This is a genomic window from Porphyromonas bennonis DSM 23058 = JCM 16335, assembly GCF_000375645.1.
GTDB lineage: Bacteria > Bacteroidota > Bacteroidia > Bacteroidales > Porphyromonadaceae > Porphyromonas_A > Porphyromonas_A bennonis.
In genome coordinates, this window is sequence record NZ_AQWR01000010.1 from 1 (window position 1) to 18133 (window position 18133).

General features: G+C 55.0%; 13 protein-coding genes. 4 read left to right on the forward strand and 9 right to left on the reverse strand.

From position 1 onward, the window contains the following. Positions 1-584 precede the first annotated feature (584 nt). From B088_RS02900 to B088_RS02915, 4 genes are all read left to right on the forward strand, one after another. Positions 585-1691: a YdcF family protein gene (locus tag B088_RS02900; RefSeq protein ID WP_162137991.1), complete on the forward strand. Its 1107-nt coding sequence runs from the start codon at positions 585-587 to the stop codon at positions 1689-1691. 34 nt (positions 1692-1725) lie between these two features. After that, a complete protein-coding gene (locus B088_RS02905) occupies positions 1726-5031 on the forward strand; it encodes a SusC/RagA family TonB-linked outer membrane protein (protein WP_155802268.1) in 3306 nt (1101 codons plus the stop codon). A gap of 27 nt (positions 5032-5058) precedes the next feature. Beyond that, the gene (locus tag B088_RS02910; RefSeq protein ID WP_050560116.1) at positions 5059-6600 is read left to right on the forward strand and encodes a RagB/SusD family nutrient uptake outer membrane protein; all 1542 of its coding nucleotides are present in this window, start codon (positions 5059-5061) and stop codon (positions 6598-6600) included. A 159-nt stretch (positions 6601-6759) separates the two neighbouring features. Then, on the forward strand, positions 6760-7554 hold the full coding sequence (locus B088_RS02915) for a glycerophosphodiester phosphodiesterase family protein (protein WP_018106910.1): 795 nt from the start codon (positions 6760-6762) through the stop codon (positions 7552-7554). A gap of 232 nt (positions 7555-7786) precedes the next feature. Here B088_RS02915 and B088_RS02920 read toward each other — a convergent pair whose 3' ends face one another. From B088_RS02920 to B088_RS02960, 9 genes are all read right to left on the reverse strand, one after another. Continuing rightward, a complete protein-coding gene (locus B088_RS02920; RefSeq protein ID WP_025081661.1) occupies positions 7787-8287 on the reverse strand; it encodes an OmpH/Skp family outer membrane protein in 501 nt (166 codons plus the stop codon). A gap of 58 nt (positions 8288-8345) precedes the next feature. Continuing rightward, positions 8346-8897, reverse strand: coding sequence for an OmpH/Skp family outer membrane protein (locus tag B088_RS02925; RefSeq protein WP_018106912.1), 552 nt, complete (start codon positions 8895-8897; stop codon positions 8346-8348). Positions 8898-8939: 42 nt separating this feature from the next. Continuing rightward, positions 8940-11756, reverse strand: a complete 2817-nt coding sequence (locus B088_RS02930) for a BamA/OMP85 family outer membrane protein (protein ID WP_025081663.1) — start codon at positions 11754-11756, stop codon at positions 8940-8942. Between the two features lie 91 nt (positions 11757-11847). Then, entirely contained in the window at positions 11848-12624 is a 777-nt protein-coding gene (gene uppS, locus B088_RS02935) for a polyprenyl diphosphate synthase (protein WP_018106914.1), read from the reverse strand. 9 nt (positions 12625-12633) lie between these two features. Further along, positions 12634-14034, reverse strand: coding sequence for a DUF6242 domain-containing protein (locus tag B088_RS02940; protein ID WP_018106915.1), 1401 nt, complete (start codon positions 14032-14034; stop codon positions 12634-12636). 170 nt (positions 14035-14204) lie between these two features. Beyond that, positions 14205-15323 carry an NAD(P)-dependent oxidoreductase gene (locus tag B088_RS02945; RefSeq protein WP_018106916.1) on the reverse strand — a complete coding sequence of 373 codons (1119 nt, stop codon included), beginning with the start codon at positions 15321-15323 and terminating at the stop codon, positions 14205-14207. 3 nt (positions 15324-15326) lie between these two features. Then, the gene (locus B088_RS02950; RefSeq protein ID WP_018106917.1) at positions 15327-15746 is read right to left on the reverse strand and encodes a SufE family protein; all 420 of its coding nucleotides are present in this window, start codon (positions 15744-15746) and stop codon (positions 15327-15329) included. Positions 15747-15764: 18 nt separating this feature from the next. Further along, positions 15765-16778 (reverse strand): M28 family peptidase, encoded by a 1014-nt coding sequence (locus B088_RS02955; RefSeq protein WP_018106918.1) that lies wholly within the window; start codon positions 16776-16778, stop codon positions 15765-15767. Next, positions 16765-18090 (reverse strand): M16 family metallopeptidase, encoded by a 1326-nt coding sequence (locus B088_RS02960; protein WP_245546718.1) that lies wholly within the window; start codon positions 18088-18090, stop codon positions 16765-16767. Before B088_RS02960 ends, B088_RS02955 begins: the two co-directional genes overlap by 14 nt. Between the last annotated feature and the right edge of the window lie 43 nt (positions 18091-18133).

Here is an 18133-nt window from a genome sequence, read left to right on the forward strand (position 1 = left end):
CCCCCGGGTCGTCGGGGCTACGCCCCCTCGACCCGGGTCTAAAAAGCGGGCACCCCTGTCGGGGTGCATCGTTCACCACTCTTCACAGTGAGTGGAGTGGCTCCTGTAACGCTCAAATGCGTGGGGTGTGTCGTGCCGGGCTGGAGGCTGGCAGGTAGAGCTCGGTGAATTCTAAACCCGATATTAGTCATCACTAAACCCGGTAATAGTGATGACTAATACCGGGTTTAGTTTGGGGTTGCGGGATCGTCGTTCTTTAGTCTGGGGAGATCTTGGGCAAATCCAAAATCGTCAGCCCTGCCGATCCCAGCACCTCAAAGTGCGAATGAGTGGTCATTGTCATCAAAACGAGAGGTTATCGTCACAGTCACGAAACAGGTCGATGCTACATTTGCACCGGAAATTAAAAATATTCTTACAAACTAACTCGCATGAGACTCTTGGATTCAAAAATCTCCCTACTAATTCTGTGCATCGTCGTATCAACGACCAATCTCTTCGCTCAGTACCGAAGACCAGAAGTAGGGTACGAGCTGATAAGTCCGGATCGACCAATCTCTAAGATCAGTTACTTCACAATGGTTATGGATGGCTCGGACGAAGTAAAGCAAGAAATCAGTCAGGATACCGAACTAAGGCGGATCGCAGAGCAGGTATACAGGAGACTGGAGCAGTCTGGAGATGACCCTCGAAACATTGCGAAGTCTCTCTTACTGACAGAAACAGAGTCGGTCATGATCGGTGACCGGATGACCCACTTACTACGCGGATCCCGACAGCTCAGAGCACTCCTCGAGAGGGACGTGATCGGCTCCGGCTGCTACTATACACATACAGGACTCTCATCCGATGAGGAGATCCTTAGGGCAGCCCTGTCTCAAGACATCGATGCCCTAAATCAGATCATCCGAGTCTATGGTGCAGGAGATAAGCCTAGATACAACATAGACTCTATCAGCTGGCAACAGGGCGGCAAGACACACCGTATGCTCCTCAGAGAGAGCAAAGACTTGCTCCTCCAGATAGGAAGGCAGAGTAAGCTCTACTATACACTCCCACTATACGCTGCAGAGCTCTTCCTGGATCTCAATGACAGAGACGAGCCCTCAGTCTATGAGCCTCTGGGAGAGGGGGAAAATCAGCGTGCCTACCGTTTGATCCCTACTACTGAGTGGAGCAAGTATGAGTACTCAGCGCTCCTAGTCCTTGGCTTCGGACCAGACAACTATCGCTTTCCTCTCAATCCCGGGGGAAAGATTCGACTACGAACAGCTGCCGAGAAATTCAAGTCCGGTGCTGCACCCTTCATCATTGTTTCCGGGGGGAAAGTATACCCCTACAAAACACAAAGCGTAGAAGCATACGGTATGAAGAAGTACTTAGTCAAGGAATGTGGAATACCAAGCGACAGGATCATCATAGAGCCACATGCTCGTCACACCACGTCTAACATCAGAAATACTGTACGCATCATGTACCGCCGAGGATTTCCCATGGATAAACCATTCATCGTCAGCTCTTCAGAGTCTCATATCAATGCCGTAATGAGTCCGGCGTTTCAGGAGAGATGCGAAAGGGAGATGGGCCTCCAGCCTTGCAAATATGTACGGAGGTTAGGGAAAAACTTTGCCGAGCTACTCCCCCTGGAGTGCAGTCTTCAGATCAACATCACAGATCCACTTGATGCCTAATAGTCACATATTATTCCTACACACTAACAGAGCTATGAATAGCCGAATCAACTGCTTCAGAGCCCTTTGCTTGGCACTGTTACTATCGACCTTCTCAATCACCATGTGGGCACAGGATCCCGTAGTCATCACCGGTGTCGTGATCGATGACAACGATGTCCCGATCATAGGAGCTAGGATCCATGAGCTGACTACATCCAACGGTACCGTTACTGATATTGACGGAAAGTTTTCGCTCCGTATCTCCGACCCCGCTCACACTCTTGAGATCGCCTTTGTCGGCTATACGACAAAAAAAGTCGTCCCCGGATCGCAGCGAGACCTCCGCGTCAAGCTCACTGAGGATGCTATAGGACTAGAGGAATTGGTCGTCGTTGGCTACCAGACTATGCGAAAGAAAGATGTCACAGGTGCCGTTGCCAGCATCAGAGCGGACGAGCTGACTGCCAGCGTCCCCTCTGTAGGTCAGGCTATGGTCGGCAAGGTCCCCGGCGTACAGATCTCACAGGTGAGTGGTGCGCCTTATGTAGGCACTAAAATCAGGGTGAGAGGGACCTCCTCCATCAACGCTAGCTCCGATCCTCTCTATGTGATCGACGGGTATCCCGCCAATGCCGATCTCTTCATCAACCCCAGCGACATCGAGTCCATAGAGATACTTAAGGATGCGGCATCTGCTGCCATCTATGGATCCAGAGCTGCAGGTGGCGTAGTCCTTATCACTACGAAGAGAGGAAAAGCAGGACAGACCCAGATAAGCTATGATTACCAACTCAGTCTTTCCAGACTGCACCACAAGGTGGATTTGCTCAATGCAGAAGAATTTGCAGAGCTCGTAGTGGATGGGCGAAACAATAATTACAGGAATCTGATGATCAGCGGAGGAAAGGACTGGGATGACTCATACTTCGCTGACGACAACAATCAACGAACGAAGAGGCTCGGGAAGAAAGTATCCGGCATATACATCCCAGAAGACCTCTATGACTTCCAGAGTCAGGAAATAAAGAAGCCCAAGTACAATACCGACTGGCAGGACGAGCTCTATCGTACCAACGCTCCTACGCATAGACACACCTTTGCCATATCAGGAGGAAGTGACAGAGTCAAGTACAATTTAAGCATAGCATATCTCGACAATCAGGGTATCATAGTTACGACAGGACAGAAGAGACTTAATCTCAGAAACAACATCGATGTCAGCCTCACTGACAACTTCTCCATCGGCGCAAATATTGCCCTCACCTCGACGAATAATAGCGAGGTAAGAGAGGGGCGATTTCATCAAGGACCTATACTCGGCGCACTAGTATACGCACCGATCTTTCCGGCAAGAAACGAGGACGGCACTCTTGCTAAGTATCTTATGGCAGGTATGGATGCGAAGTATGGATTTCAGGCTATTGAGAATCCTGTCGCACTGGCTACCGAGACAGAGATATCACGTAAGCAGAAGAGGAATACCTACAATCTCTTTGCGAAGCTGAACCTGTCAGAGGACCTATTCCTTAAGGCTAATCTCGGACACTATAATGTCAGCTCTAAGTACGTGTTTTACAGCCCGACAAGTCTCTCATCCGGCAAAAATCCTCCCTATTCGGACAGTGCCAAGTCGGCTGCTTATGCGCTCGCCAAGACTACTGGCATAGAGGATTATCTGGCGGAGCTTACTGCCAATTACAGCCACTCCTTTGCAGACATACATAATCTAAGTGGTGTCCTCGGTATATCTGCTCAGTATAATGCTATGGACAGGATCGAGAATAATGCAAGTGGATTTGAAGATGATCATATCAAGGAAATAACAGCACATGGTGCTGATCCTGCCGACCTCACACTCACTGGGCAGACAAGGAAGACCATTGCGACTATGCTCTCCTTCTTCACGAGGCTAAATTATAATTACCTCAATAGATACTACCTCACACTCACCATGAGAGGGGATGCTTCCTCCAGATTTGGTCCCAAGAACAGATGGGGTCTCTTCCCCTCTATCTCTCTGGCATGGAGCGTATCGGAGGAGGACTTCTACAAGAGTGCACTTGGTGACGCCTCGAGGATGAAGTTGCGCGCCAGCTGGGGACGAAGTGGTAATAATGACATCGGCAACTATAACTTTGCCCGTGTGATGAGTAGCCCGCGAGGCACCGTCTTTGGGACTGATAAAATAGAGTCGGCCCTATATCCCGAAGCGATGAAGGACGAGTATCTGGGCTGGGAGTCTACCTCCCAGTACAACGTCGGCATGGACCTTTCCGTCCTAGAGGGAAGACTCAGCATGGGGCTCAATCTCTACAATAGCGAGACAATGGACCTGCTATTCAATCAGACCATCTCTGCTATATCAGGATCCTCGGGTATGAGCTTGCTCACTAATCTCAGAGACTCAAAGATCAGAAACAGAGGACTTGACCTCCAGGTCGACTATAGAGCCCTGGCAGCCAAAGACTATGATCTCACACTTACCGGAAATATCTCACTCAACAGGAACAAGGTCCTCGACCTCGGTGGCGCCAGCACCATTATAACCAATGGTGCCGAGCGATCCTACAAGACTCATATCACCTCGGAGGGACACCCGATCGGGATGTTTTATGGACACAAGGTCCTCGGAATGGTCCGTGAGTCCGATATGCCAAATATCGTCGAAGACGATAAGCACTATGACCAAAAGACTCAGTCATTCCCAGCAGGCTACGTACTGAAGGGACCTGCAAGGTCACTCTCTCAGAGTGTGAAGCTTCAGCCTGGTGACCTGTACTTTGAGGATATCAATGGCGATGGAGTGGTAAGTGATGAGGACAAGACCATCATCGGCTCTCCCCACCCGCTCTTCACTTACGGCTTCGGACTGCATGCCAGATACAAGGACATTGACCTGACCGCTTCGTTCAATGGTTCGTACGGTAACAAAGTGCTTGATGGTCAAGACTACTACATCTTCAATATGGAGGGATCAGGCAATCAATATAAGGAAGCAACGCAGAGATACCGCTCCGAGAGCCAACCGGGTAACGGACAGGTGTACAAGGCCTCGAGAGGAGGCACCCAGAGCAATAGCACGAGGCTCTCAACCTTCTACCTGCAAGATGGGTCCTTCCTAAGATGCACCAACATATCCATCGGATACAATGTACCTAAAGTGTCGGTCTGGACAGGCAACACTCTGAAGGGGATACGGCTCCATGCATCTGTGGACAATCCGTTTACTATCACTAAGTACAAAGGATACAACCCTGAAGTAGACTATAATAACGGATCAAATCTCACACCTGGTGTCGACTATGGGAAGTATCCACTGGCGACAAGCATCAATTTCGGCGTCCATCTTAAGTTCTAATCAATGAATTGTCACAATAGCTCAGCCATGAAATCATTACTTCACACCACCATAGGACTGGTTTTCTCATCTATTATATTGCTTATCGGTGCAGGTTGCTCTGACTTTCTCGACCAAAAGGATCCCAATAGAGTCCTCACTGACGAGTACTTCAGCAACGAAAATGATGTATCAAGGGCCCTGAATGGTGTATACCAGTCCCTCCGATCTGGGTATCTGCTCGGAGAGAGTAATCTGGATCGTACTGAGGAGCGGTCGGATAATATGGGTCGTCTCGACAATCAGTCTGCATCGGGTGACCCCTTCCAGTTCACAAACTTCACCTTACTTCCGAGCAATCCCTACCTAAGAAATCACTGGGTCGCTCATCAGGTCGCAATTAATAGAGCTAATTTCGTCCTCCAGGGACTGGAGGAAGTAGACTTCTCAGATCCTAACTTGAAGGAGAAGTACAGATCCGAAGCACTCTTCCTTAGAGCTCTCGTCTACTTTGAGGCTGTCAGGAAATGGGGGGACCTACCCTTAGTTACGCGATTCCTCAAGTCCACTGATCAGGTAGACGAGAGGACCTCTCGAGTGGGGAAGCAGGAGATCTATGAGCAGATAGTATCAGATCTGAAGCAGTCCCTAGAGGGTCCGCTCAGCGACTTCCCATCGATCAGTGAGCAGGGTAAAGCCTCCAAGGCTGCTGTCTCTGCCCTCCTGGGTAAGGTCTACCTCACTATGTATACGGACGAGGACTTGGAGACGACTCTTGCAGATCTTCAGGAGGCAAAGAAATACTTACTCCTGAGCTGGGGGATGAAGCCATTCGACAGCCTGTCCCAGATAGGATACAGTGACGTCTTTAGAGTCGACACTCAGGATGGGTGTGGTGAGATTATCTTCGAGATTCCCTACATTCAGGGAGACAAGGACTATCACTCCTCAGTGGCACGAAATAATCAGCCGGCAGGCTCCCATCTGCTCTCTCTATATAAGTCCAAGGGGGATGGACGCTTTGTCAATCCTGATCTGGTGAAAGAATATGAGCCTGGAGACCTACGCAGAGAGTGGTCGGTGCAGGACTCTCCAAACGTCTCCACAAAGACCTACTTTATCAGCAAATTTAGAGATACCAGTGAGTCTGCGGGGAGTCTTGGATATGGTGGTAATGACTGGATCCTTATGAGATACGCCGACGTGGCACTGTTGCTCTCTGAGGTCGAGTACTACCTCGGCGACAGCGCTCAGTCCATCAAGTACCTCGATATGGTGCGTCAGCGTGCCGGGCTCCCATCGTACGAGAAGAGCATACTCACACACGGCTACAGGGTGCTGTGTCCCACACTTAAGTCTGCCATCCTCCACGAGCGAAGAGTGGAGCTGGCATTTGAGTGCCAGAGGTGGTACGATCTTCTTCGCTTCTTCAGCCATCAGGAGTTGGTCGACTATATGCACGCCAAGAGCCAGGACGACTATGGGATCTCTGACCTCAATAATTTTGGTCTTAAGGATATCCTCTATCCAATACCCTACGATGAGGTCAAGATTGATCCTGTAAGGATGTATCAAAACGATGGATACTGATACATTATGAGGTTAGCCAAGTTATTGATTCCGCTTGCGGTATCCACACTATCTTTAACCACGATATGGGGGCAGGTATCACAGAGAGTATTGCCGGGCCCTTCATGGGACACTGCAAGGGGAGGGATAGAAGTCCGCTCATTTCCCCGTAATAAAGTTATGGTTGTTAGCCATAGAGGAGACTGGAGACATGCTCCGGAAAACTCACTATGGTCGGTCAAGTGTGCCGCAGATGCGGGAGCCGATGTGATAGAGATAGATGTATCCCTCACCAAAGACAGTATCCTCGTGCTGATGCACGATAAGACCATTGATCGCACGACTACCGGCAAAGGGAGGGTCTCTGAGCTCACCTATGAGCAGATCCGGGGTCATTTCCTCAAGGATGGACTGGGACTCTCCACGTCGCTTAGAGTACCCACCCTGGAGGAGGTCTTAGTACTTTGTAAAGACAGAGTATTGCTCAACGTCGACAAGGGTTTTGACTACATTGATCTCATCTATCCACTGGTAAAGAAGTATGGTATGCTTGACCAGGTTATCTTTAAGGGTACGACGACACTCGAGGAGTATAAGCGAAAGTACGGGACCTACATGGATCACATATGCTTTATGCCGATCATCAACCTACAGACCCTTGGGCGAGACAAGGCGACTAAGATGGTAGAGGAGTTTCTCTCGTGCGAGGATTTGGTTGTAGGCTTTGAGTTTGTATTGGGATCCGACGAGAGTCAGCTCATAGACTTCTCTCCTCTGGTGGACAGAGATCTGATTGTATGGATGAATTCTCTACGCGATGTATATTGTGGGGGACACTCGGATGACCGCGCATTTGTAGACAGATCCATCTACGATTGGTTTGTGAGACACCATATCAATTGTATACAGACGGATCGGATCGACCTACTTATATCCTATCTCTCCCAGAAGGGACTCTACAATCATAAAAAATGACCTCACTCGAGGCTTATAGTCACTAAGAATCCATGCGTGACTTGAGCACTCTCTTACCCTGAAATAGGTTGACACCTTGGGAGGGTAAGGTAAGGCTAAGGGACGGCGTCAGACGACAGTAGGATCCGGGCGCTGCTCCTATGGGGGAGAGCGAAACTGCGAGCAAAAAAAAGCACCCCCGCCGGGCTTTCGTCCGACGGGGGTGCTGTATGATGAGCTAGGTCAGATGTGATCAGAGACCGAGCTTGGACTTCACGAGAGAAGTAACATCCTCGCTACCGGTGCCGACGTAGAGCATCTGGCTGGAGTCCATGATGTAGGTAAAGCCACCATCATTGCCCACCTTATTGATCGCCTCACGGAGTTTAGTCTGGATGGGGGCGAAGAGCTCTACCTGCTTCTTCTGCATATCCTGCTGGGCCACGTTATTGAGGTCCTGGATACGCTTGGAGAGATCCTCCAGCTCCTGCTGCTTACGACTCTTGATGGACTCGACCATAGTCTCCTGCTCCTTGACGAAGTCCTGGTACTTGGTCTGAAACTCCTTCTGCAGCTGCACGAGAGTGTCCTCGTACTTCTTGGCGAGGTTGTCGAGCTCGGACTGCATGGACTTCATCTCAGGCATCTCGCTGAGCACCTTCTGAGAGTCTACGATACCGATCTTGTGGCTCTGCGCACCGGCAAAGATGGGGAAGAGCATTGCAGCACAGAGGATGAGAAACGTTCTTTTCATGGAAATGTATCTTACGTTATTGATTTATATTCAGGGTCATGAAACGCACAAAGGTACGTTATTTCACAGAGATGCCAAGGATCTTGAGGATGTCGTTGCTGATATCAGCGGCGGGGTCGGCGTAGACGATGGTGCCCATGCCGGAGGCGCGGTCGAGGACCATATAGACGCCATACTTGCGGCTGTAGAGCTTGATCGCCTCGTAAACCTTGTCCTGGATCGGCTTGATGCGCTGCTCCTGGAGCTTTGCCATCTCGCCCTTGGGACCGAAGTACTTCTGCTGCAGCTCGGCGGCACGATTCTCCACCTCGACGATCTGCTTCTCGCGAGAGGCGCGCTGGTCGGCGGAGAGGAAGCCCATCTGCTTGCGGTAGTCGGCATAGAGGGTGCCGGCCTGATCCTGGAGCTTCTTCACCTCAGCGGTGTAGCCCTTGGCGGTCTCCTGCAGCTGCTCCGTTGCCTCCTTGTACTGAGGGATATTGGTGAGGATGTACTGCATGTCCACCAGAGCATAGGTGATGTAGTCCTGCGCCTGAGAGGGGAGCGTCATCCCGATCGATGCCACGAGGGCAAGGAGCGTGAGGAGAGCCGTTTTTCTTATCTCTTTCATATCGTTTATTGTCTTAGTTAGGTAGTAACTGACGTCCGTTGATCAGAACTGCTGACCGAGGACGAAGTGGACGTTGCTGCCACCGATCTGGGCAGATCCGTCCGGGGCATCAAATCCGTAGCCCCAGTCGATACCCATCAGACCAAGCTGTGGTAGCATTATTCTGACGCCCAGGCCGGCAGATCGTTTAAGCTGGAAGGGGTTGAAGTCCTTCTGGTACTCCCAGGCGTTACCTGCCTCAGCGAAGCCGAGTACCCAGATCGTCGCCTGATTCTCAAAGATCACCGGATACCGGAGCTCCATGAAGACCTTGGAGTAGACATAGGCACCGCGTCCGCTGGCACCGGAGATGGAGCCGTTGCGGTAGCCACGGAGGCCGATCATCTCATTGAGGTAGCCGTAGTAGGAGGACATGCCGTCACCACCCATGTAGTAGGTACCGAAGGGTGAGCGTTTGTAGGAGTTGAAGGAGCCGATCGTACCTGACTCCGCACTAGCCATCAGGACCGGCGTGCGCTTGGTATTGATCGGGTCCATGAGGGGGATGAAGAGCTGAGCCTTCCCCTTTACCTTATAGTACTCGATGAAGCGGTAGCGGTCGGCATCGGGGAGCTTCGGGTCGGAGTAGTCGACGCCATCCCAGAGGGAGTACGGCAGGGTCGACTGCGCCTCGATGGAGAAGCTAGAGCCTCGGCGGGTGTAGATCGGGTTGTCGATCGAAGAGCGGGCGAGATTGAGCGAGAGATTGATGTCATTGGCGACACCATTCTCCATACCGAAGTTGTAGTAGTAGGCGCCCCAGTTGTGCATCCGGTACATATTGTAGGTCAGCCCGAGGGAGACCTGCCAGTTGTCGTCCGGCCAGGTGAGTCGCTTACCGTAGCCGATATTGAAGCGGAGCATGTCGAGGGTCTTGTCCGGGTCGAGTGCACGCTCGTAGAGGTTGGTCATCGCCTCGCGGTAGTACTGATTGTAGTACCCCATACCATAGCCGCCCATACCGTAGCCGTAGCCGCCCATGCCATAACCGCCCATACCGTAACCGCCATAGCCGTAGCCGGGATAGCCATAGCCATAGCCACCGTAGCCGTAACCGGGATAGCCGTAACCATAGCCGCCGTAGCTATTCATCAGACTCTGCTGCTGACCGGAGTAGAATCGGCGGTTGATGTCCGTCTGACGGGAGTAGGAGACGGAGACGCTAAACATATTGGGGCGCTTACGACCAAACCACGGATCCATAAAGCTGATACCGTAGCTCTGGTAGTAGCGAGCATTGGTCTGGACATTGAGCGAGAGCGTCTGTCCATCGCCGCGGGGGAGGAAGTTGTGGTAGGTCGAGCGGTCAAGCAGGTTGCGGAGGGAGAAATTGGTAAACTTCAGTCCCGCCATCAGCAGAAGGCCGGTCTGGCTCCATCCCATAGAGAGCTGGACCTGATCATTGGACTTCGGCGTCAGCTGCCACTCGATGTCCACGGTACCGCTCTCCTCGTGGGGGACAATATTGGGGACGATCTTCTCTTGGTCGAAGTGGCCCATCTGGGCGATCATACGCATGGAGCGCATGACGTAGTCGCGATTGAAGAGCATGCCCGGCTTTGTGTAGAGCTCGCGGCGAACCACCTCGTCGTAGATCTGCGAGTTTCCTCGGATCGCCACCTTATTGATCGTCGCCGGCTTGCCCTCGTGGATGCGGATGTCGAGGGCAACTGAGTCCCCCTTCACCTCGGTCTCCACGGGGACCATGTAGGCAAAGAGGTAGCCGTTATTGGAGTAGAGGTTGGAGACCGCATCCTCATCCTGAGAGATGCGCTCCATGAGCATCTTCTGATTGTAGACATCGCCGGGGCGCATGCCGAGGACCTGCTGGAGCTGGAGGGTCGGGTACTTGGTGTTGCCGACGAAGTTGATCGCCTTGATGTAGTACTTCGGTCCCTCGTAGACCTCGATGTCGATATTGATCTTCTTCCCGTCGTCCGCCTTGTAGATCGTGTCCCGCAGGATCTCTGCGTCGCGGTAGCCCTTGGCGTGATAGGCCTTAAGGATATTCTTCAGGTCCTCCTTGTACTCCTTTTCCACGAACTTCTTCGTACCGAAGATCTCAAGGATACTGCTCCAGGGGCGCTTGGAGAGGTTGAAGACCTCATTCGTCTTCTTCATGGCACGCCTCAGGGCGTTGTCGCTCAGCATCTCGTTGCCGATGAAGTTGATGGTCGAAATCTTCGTCTTCGCATTCTTATTGACGTCAAAGATCACCACCACATAGCCGGGACGGGAATTGTCCTCAAGGACGGAGGTGCGTACCTGTACGTTGCTAAATCCCTTAGCGTCGTAAAATCGCTTGATCTCGATCTCGGACCGGTCGAGGATATTGGGCGTGATAAAGGTCCCCTGAGCGAGAGGCTGGAGACGGCCGCCACGGAGATCCTTCTCCTCGCTCTTCTTTACCCCATTGAGCTCAAATCGGGTCAGCCTCGGGCGCTCTGTGATATGGATCGAGAGCCAGACCGAGTCGCCCTCCATCTTGTCAGCATCGATGCGGACATTGGAGAAGAGTCCGTTGCGGAGGTAGTTGCGCACCGCCTGGCTGATCTCCTCACCCGGCACGGTGACCCGCTGTCCCAGACGAAGACCGGAGACATTGCGTACCACCACATCCTCGTAGCTCTCATTGCCAACCACCCTCAGTCCGGCGATCACTCTCGAGACGGGACGGGTGTAGGAGACATCCGGCAGGGCTGTCAGACTGTCCGATGAGGCGACCGTGCGCTCCGACTGAGCCATCGCAGCGCCACTGATAAGGAGAGCGGCGAGGAGGGCGAAGAGCCGAGGCGATGTAGTATATAGGCTTCTGGTCATAAGGGATAGGCGACGAAGCGGTGAGGGTAGGATATTCATGCGTTAGGATGAAGTTTCTTCCAAGGGGGATATATAGCGGGGCTGGAGATCGTCAGGAGTGGTCAGTAGTGCTCTCATCGCCGTCAGCCACCTGATCGCCGGTGCGACCGAAGCGTCTCTGACGGGACTGGTAGTCGAGGAGGGCACGATAAAGGTCTTCAGCCTCGAAGTCGGGCCAGTAGAGATCACAGAAGTAGAGCTCCGTATAGGCGAGCTGCCAGAGGAGGTAGTTGCTGATCCGACACTCTCCCCCGGTACGGATCAGAAGATCGGGGTCGGGAAGGTCAGGCAGATCGAGATGAGCGGTGATGTCGCAGTCGGTGATCGGCTCAGCGGTGTCGCCCTGCTCACTCCTTAGCCTATTGAAGGCTCTTGTCAGCTCGGAGCGGGAGGAGTAATTGACCGCCAGGACGAGGGAGATGCCGGTATTTGACTTTGTACTCTCTACCAGCCCCTCAAGTGCCTCCCTCGGCTCGTCGGGCAGTCCTTCGAGGTCGCCGATGGTACGCAGCCGGACGTTATTCTCCTCCAGCGTAGTGAGCTCCTCTACCGCAGAGCGAACCAGCAGGGTCATCAGCGCATCCACTTCGGCTCTCGGGCGGCGCCAATTCTCTGTGGAGAAGGTGTAGAGCGTCAGGTAGCGTATCCCGCACCGGGCAGCGGCACGGACGATGCGACTGACGGTCTGCACGCCGGCACGATGTCCCTCTCGTCGCTCCAGTCCGCGCCCGCATGCCCAGCGACCATTACCATCCATGATGATGGCGGTATGGGTCGGGATGCGGTCAGGGTCGAGCTGAGCGAGGAGCGTATCTGCGGGAGAGGACATACGTAGGGCTTACTTCCGGGTAAAATCGTTGATGATGCCGGCGGAGCGGTCGATCGTCCCGCGCCAAACACGACGCGTCGACTCACCATCGTGTCCCACACGACCGCCGAAGATGAAGAGGCTCTCCCCTGTGGGCGACTCGTAGTAGTACCCGCCTGCATGGGATATCGGGAGGAAGTCCTTACCGGGTGCCTTCTCGGTCTCCATCTGAGTCCAGGTAACCCCATTGTCGCTGCTCTTGAAGATGGTCGACTGGCGTCCCTTCTCATAGACCCCGCCGATCCGGTAAAGCGTCTCCCGGTCGGTCGTAGTGACGTAGAGCGCTCCCTCGGAGGGGTAGACGACATTGGAGGGCAGAGCACCCCACTCCACCAGGTCAGAGGAGAAGAAGCCGGTGGTGATGGGACGACCGGAGGCCAGTGTGCCACCGAAGAGGAGCATGTGAGGCGTCGAGGCAATCTCGTACTCGTGGACATAGCTGTCTCGGATCGGGAAGGTCTCCCTCACCGACTCGACCTGGGTAGCGACGTTACTCTGCTTATCGAGCCGATAGATCAAGTAGCTCTTGCTATCCTCTGTACCCACCAGGTAGACCGCACCGGTCCTGACACTAAGGATCTGCGTCACGGTAACGCCGGCGGGCGTACGAGACTCCCACTTGACCAGATCAAGTGAGGAAAAGAGATGCCCCGCCCCATCAAGCACCCAGGTATCGCCCTTGGACGAAGTGTATGCCGTGTAGGGTCTCAGACCCTTCGGCAGTTGTGCCTCTGAGACAGGACGGATCACGAGCGGGTCGAGGGTCGAGATCTCGAGGAGAGAGGTCTCCTCGCCGAGCCGGCTCAGGAGATAGCGTTTCTCGCCGGGTAGTACGACCGTGCGGGTCTCCTCGGTCGGGATCGGGAGACCATTGGACATATCGGTCCATACGAGCTTATTGGGGTCATACCCGTAGGTGAGCACGCGGAAGTCGTAGGTGACCGACTGATTGTCCTTTTTCTTATCCGTCTGGATCGTCAGCTCCATCCGTCCGCCCTTGAAACTGATCAGCGTCGTATCGCTACCCTGATGATCCCAGAGCACCGTCTTACCGGAGTCGACGTTGCGGACGCTGACCTTGAGCTGGTTGCTCAGCACCAGCTGGAGGTAGGCTGAGTCTAGCTCTGAGCCATAGGGCAGAGGAGTGGTGTTATAGATCCTGTGATTGATATGGTCGATACTGAAGCGTGTCGTCGGGAGCTGCTTACCGTCGACCTTAGGGAAGGAGAGGACCACCTGACCCGGCACCGTATAGTCGGTATAGATCGGCCGGACATAGTCTCCCGCACCCTGATTACAGGAGTAGAGGAGCACTGCGAGCAAGAGAAGAGCTGAGACCGGCCAGACCGGCTTACGGCTACGTATAGACATGGGTCCTGTGACTTGAGTTATCTGCTGTATATCATCGGAGCGACCCTCCCCTGCGCACTATGGGCAAGAGGGAGTCCGGTCACTTCGGGCAAAGTTACCTTATTTCTGTGAGTTGTGGACACATCCAATTCTTATAGAATGCAAACAGACCCAACGGAAGCCAAGGACGCTCACGGGCGGAGGGCGAAGCCAAGGGCTGAGAGGATCTGTCCCTCCTCGGGACGATAGTTGGTGACCACGTAGGCTGTTGGTTCGCGCGGGAAGCGGTACCCGCTCCGCATCGCCTCGAAGTCGGTGTCGTACCTCCGACGGAACGCTTCGTCTACTCGAGTGGGGTTAAAGGTGCGGAGCAACGCGCCCCAGACACGCTTACCCTCCTCGAAGTCATTGAGGTCAATGAGGGGATTTGCCGGCGCCTCGGGGCGGATCTCGTCGATACGGCTCGAGGTGAGACCAAAGAAGCGAAGCCCCCAGAGGAGGCAGGTGCGGGCGCCATTTGCCTTGCCGTCCGCACTGAAGCCGGCAATGTGCGGCGTCGCCTGCCAGGCCGCCTCCACCAGCTCCGGCGAGGGATGTGGCTCTCCCTCCCAGCAGTCGATGATGACATTGGAGAGCCGGCGATCCCGCAGCCCCATCAGGAGGGCAGAGGTGTCTGTGACCGCTCCGCGACAGGCGTTGATCAGGACCGGCATCCGCCTAAGGCTCTTGACGAAAGCACTGTCTACCAAGTGGTAGGTGGGGTAGTCGCCATCGTAGGTAAGCGGGACGTGCAGATCAATGTAGTCGCACTCCTCTGCGAGCGTCTGGAGGGAGACAAACTTCCCCCTACCCTCCTCGTCGGCTCGCGGGGGATCATTGAGCAGCACCTCCATACCGAGTACCTTGGCGTAGTGCGCCGCCGCCATGCCGGTATGACCGGCACCTACGATGCCGTAGGTCTTGCCGACGAGGCTGCCGCCCTTCTCGCTGCAGCAGCGGGCAAGCGAGCAGCCGACATACTGACCGACCGACTGAGCGTTACAGCCGGGGGCATTGTACCAAGTGATCCCCGCCTCCTCGCAGAAGTCGGTATCGATGTGGTCTATGCCGATCGTGGCGGAGGTGATGAGCTTGACGGAAGAGCCCTCGAGGAGTTCCCGGCTGCACTTCGTGATGCTCCGGACGATGAGCCAGTCGGCATCGCGTACCGCCTCCGGAGTGATCTCAGGATTGGGGAGATAGTGGACCTCTCCCAGCTCCTCCAGCACCCCTCTGAGGTAGGGGATGGAGGCTTCGGCTATGATCTTCATCTCCTACTTGACGAGTGAGGCAGCGGCGATGAGCTTGATGTCACGGATCATGGAGAGGACGCCATTGGATCTCGTGGGGGAGAGATTCTCCTTCAGCCCGATCTTGTCGATGAAATAGAAATCAGCCTCTGCCACCTCCTGTGCCGGCTGTCGGTCGACGACGCGAAGGAGGAGGGCGATGATCCCCTTGACGATGATTGCATCGGAGTCCGCCTCGTAGTGGATCGTCCCATCCGGCTGAGGGTGTCCCACTACCCAGACGCGGCTCTGACACCCCTCGATGATATGCTCGGGAGTCTTCTCCTCGTCAGGGAAGGGAGGAAGGTCATTCCCCATCTCGATGATCATCTCGTAGCGCTCCATCCAGTCATCGGTGAGCTCAAAGTCCTCGATGATCTCGTCTTGTATCTCGTTGATAGTCATTTCTCTCTTTCTACTCATTCACTTTTTCATCAGCACGGTCCAGACCGTGGAGCCTACCGCCTGCAGCGTCTCGCGACTGATGTGCTCCATAGTATCGTCGAGGGTGTGCCAGGTGGCGGGGAAACCTGTCGGGCGCGCCGGATCATAGTCGACAATGTCGAGGCAGGGGATGCGGCGGTGACGGATCACGAAGACGTGGTCGTCCACCAGCCCACCACCGACAGCGTTGTGGAAGTAACTGCCATACCCCAGGTCTTGGGCCGTCTGCCACACCTCCGTCACGGCGCGACCGGCACTCTCCTGCGAGAAGTACTCGCGGTAGAAGGCTGCCCCCTCGCCCCCGACCATATCGAGCAGGATACCCAGGTCTGCCCGATAGTCAGGTGTGTGGGGATTCTTGGCCCAGTACTGCGCTCCCATGCCCCAGGTCGACTCAGTGTCACCGTCGTACTCGGCAAACTGTGGTACGCCGTAGTCCTCAGCATCGAAGAGGATGATGTCCACTCCCAGACCGTCCCGGAGTCCCTCCGACTGCAGCAGTCTGGCGATCTCCAGCAGCACCCCCACCCCGGATCCGCCGTCATTGGCTCCGTCGATCGGGGTGTGCCACTTGGCAGGATCGCTTTCCGCATCGGCATACGGGCGGGTGTCCCAGTGGGCAAAGAGGAGGACTCGCTCCTTCGCCTCAGGTCGATACTGACCGATGACATTGACGCACTCAAGCCGAGTGCCGTCGTAGGCGGTCAGCGTCATCGGCTGCTCGACCACATCGAGACCATGCCGACGCAACTCCTCCGAGAGGAAGGCCGCGCACTGCTTATGCGCCTCGCTCCCCGGGACACGGGGACCAAAGGCGACCTGGCGAGCTACATAGGCGTAGGCAGAGTCGGCCGAGAAGGGCGTCTCCACCACCGTCCGAGTCTCTCCCTCGGCGGCAGACTCACGACTGCCCTCCTTCTCCCCGCCACACGAGGCGGACATCAGGATCAGACTCAGGAGAGAGAGGAGGAGCGATAGCTTATTTCTTACCATTATATATGAGTGTAAAGGGGTGTGCAAAGAGGCTGCGGGCGGTCTCCATCAGGCTCTCCGTCGTGACTGCATCGATCCGGGCAAAGTACTCCTCCAGCGCCTCATACCGCCCGCGGAGGAGCATCTGACGACCGAAGGAGAGGAAGGTCGACTCCGACTGCTCAGAGAAGACAAGGGCGAGCCCCTTGGTCTGCTTCTTCCACGCCCGGAGGCTCTGCTCCGACAGGGGCTCCTGCATCAGGCGATCCACCTCCTCGAGCACGATACCGAGTGCCTCGTCGGCGTGATCATCGTCGCTGCCGAAGTAGATCTGCCACCAGCCCACATCGGGGAAGCAGGTGACGGAGGCCTCGACATTGTAGACCCAGCCGCGTTGCTCCCTCAGTTCGACATTGAGCCGGGTATTCATCCCATCGCCCGCCAGGAGCTGGAGGAGGAGGTTCTGAGCCGCCCGGTCAGGATCGTTGTAGGTCACACCGAGACCGCCGAGGAGCGTATGCGCCTGGTGGGTTCGGCTGTGGACGATATGGGGCGACTGGTCGGTCAGGGCTATGGGGAGCTGCAGCTCCGGTCTGGGTGAGGACTGGACTCGGGAGGAGAAGGGCTCCGAGAGGTACCGCTTACAGAGCTCCTCGAAGCGCTGTGGGGTCACCTGTCCCATCACGAAGAAGAGCAGCCGATCAGGGCGAAACGTGCGCTCCGTATAGCTCAGCAGATCCTCCCGACTCATCCGGTCGAGACTCCGGGTGTCACCGAGGATGGGATGGGCGAGGGTCCGGTCCCGGAAGAAGCGCTCGTCCCACTCGTCGAAGATCCGATCCGACGGGGTGTCCCGGTAGAGATTGATCTCGTCGCGAACCACTCCCCGCTCCGGCTCAAGCTCCCGCTCAGGGAAGGTGCTGTGGCGGACCAGATCCCCGAGGAGCTCCATGGCACGAGTCAGCTCCCCTCTCGGACCGACTGTATAGACGACGGTCTCATCCTTGGTCGTATAGGCATCGATGGAGCCGCCCACCACCTCCATCCGATTGCGGATGTGATCGGCACGGCGATGGGTCGTCCCCTTGAAGAGGGTGTGCTCGACGAAGTGAGCCAGCCCCGGCAGCCCCTCGGGATCATCCCGGCTGCCGGAGTGGATCCCAAATCCACACCACACCACTCGACTCCGTACCGGGAGCAGGGCGCAGCGCAGACCGTTCTCAAGCGTCACCGTATGGTATGCAGCAGTCATTGTCCTCACTTTTTTCGCCACAAAGGTACCCTTTTTACCACTCTTCCCCTCAGCTGCTCCGGCGCCCCGGGGCTGACGCATTTGAGCTCTACTGATAAGAAGTGATAATCCCTGTCGCTGTGCA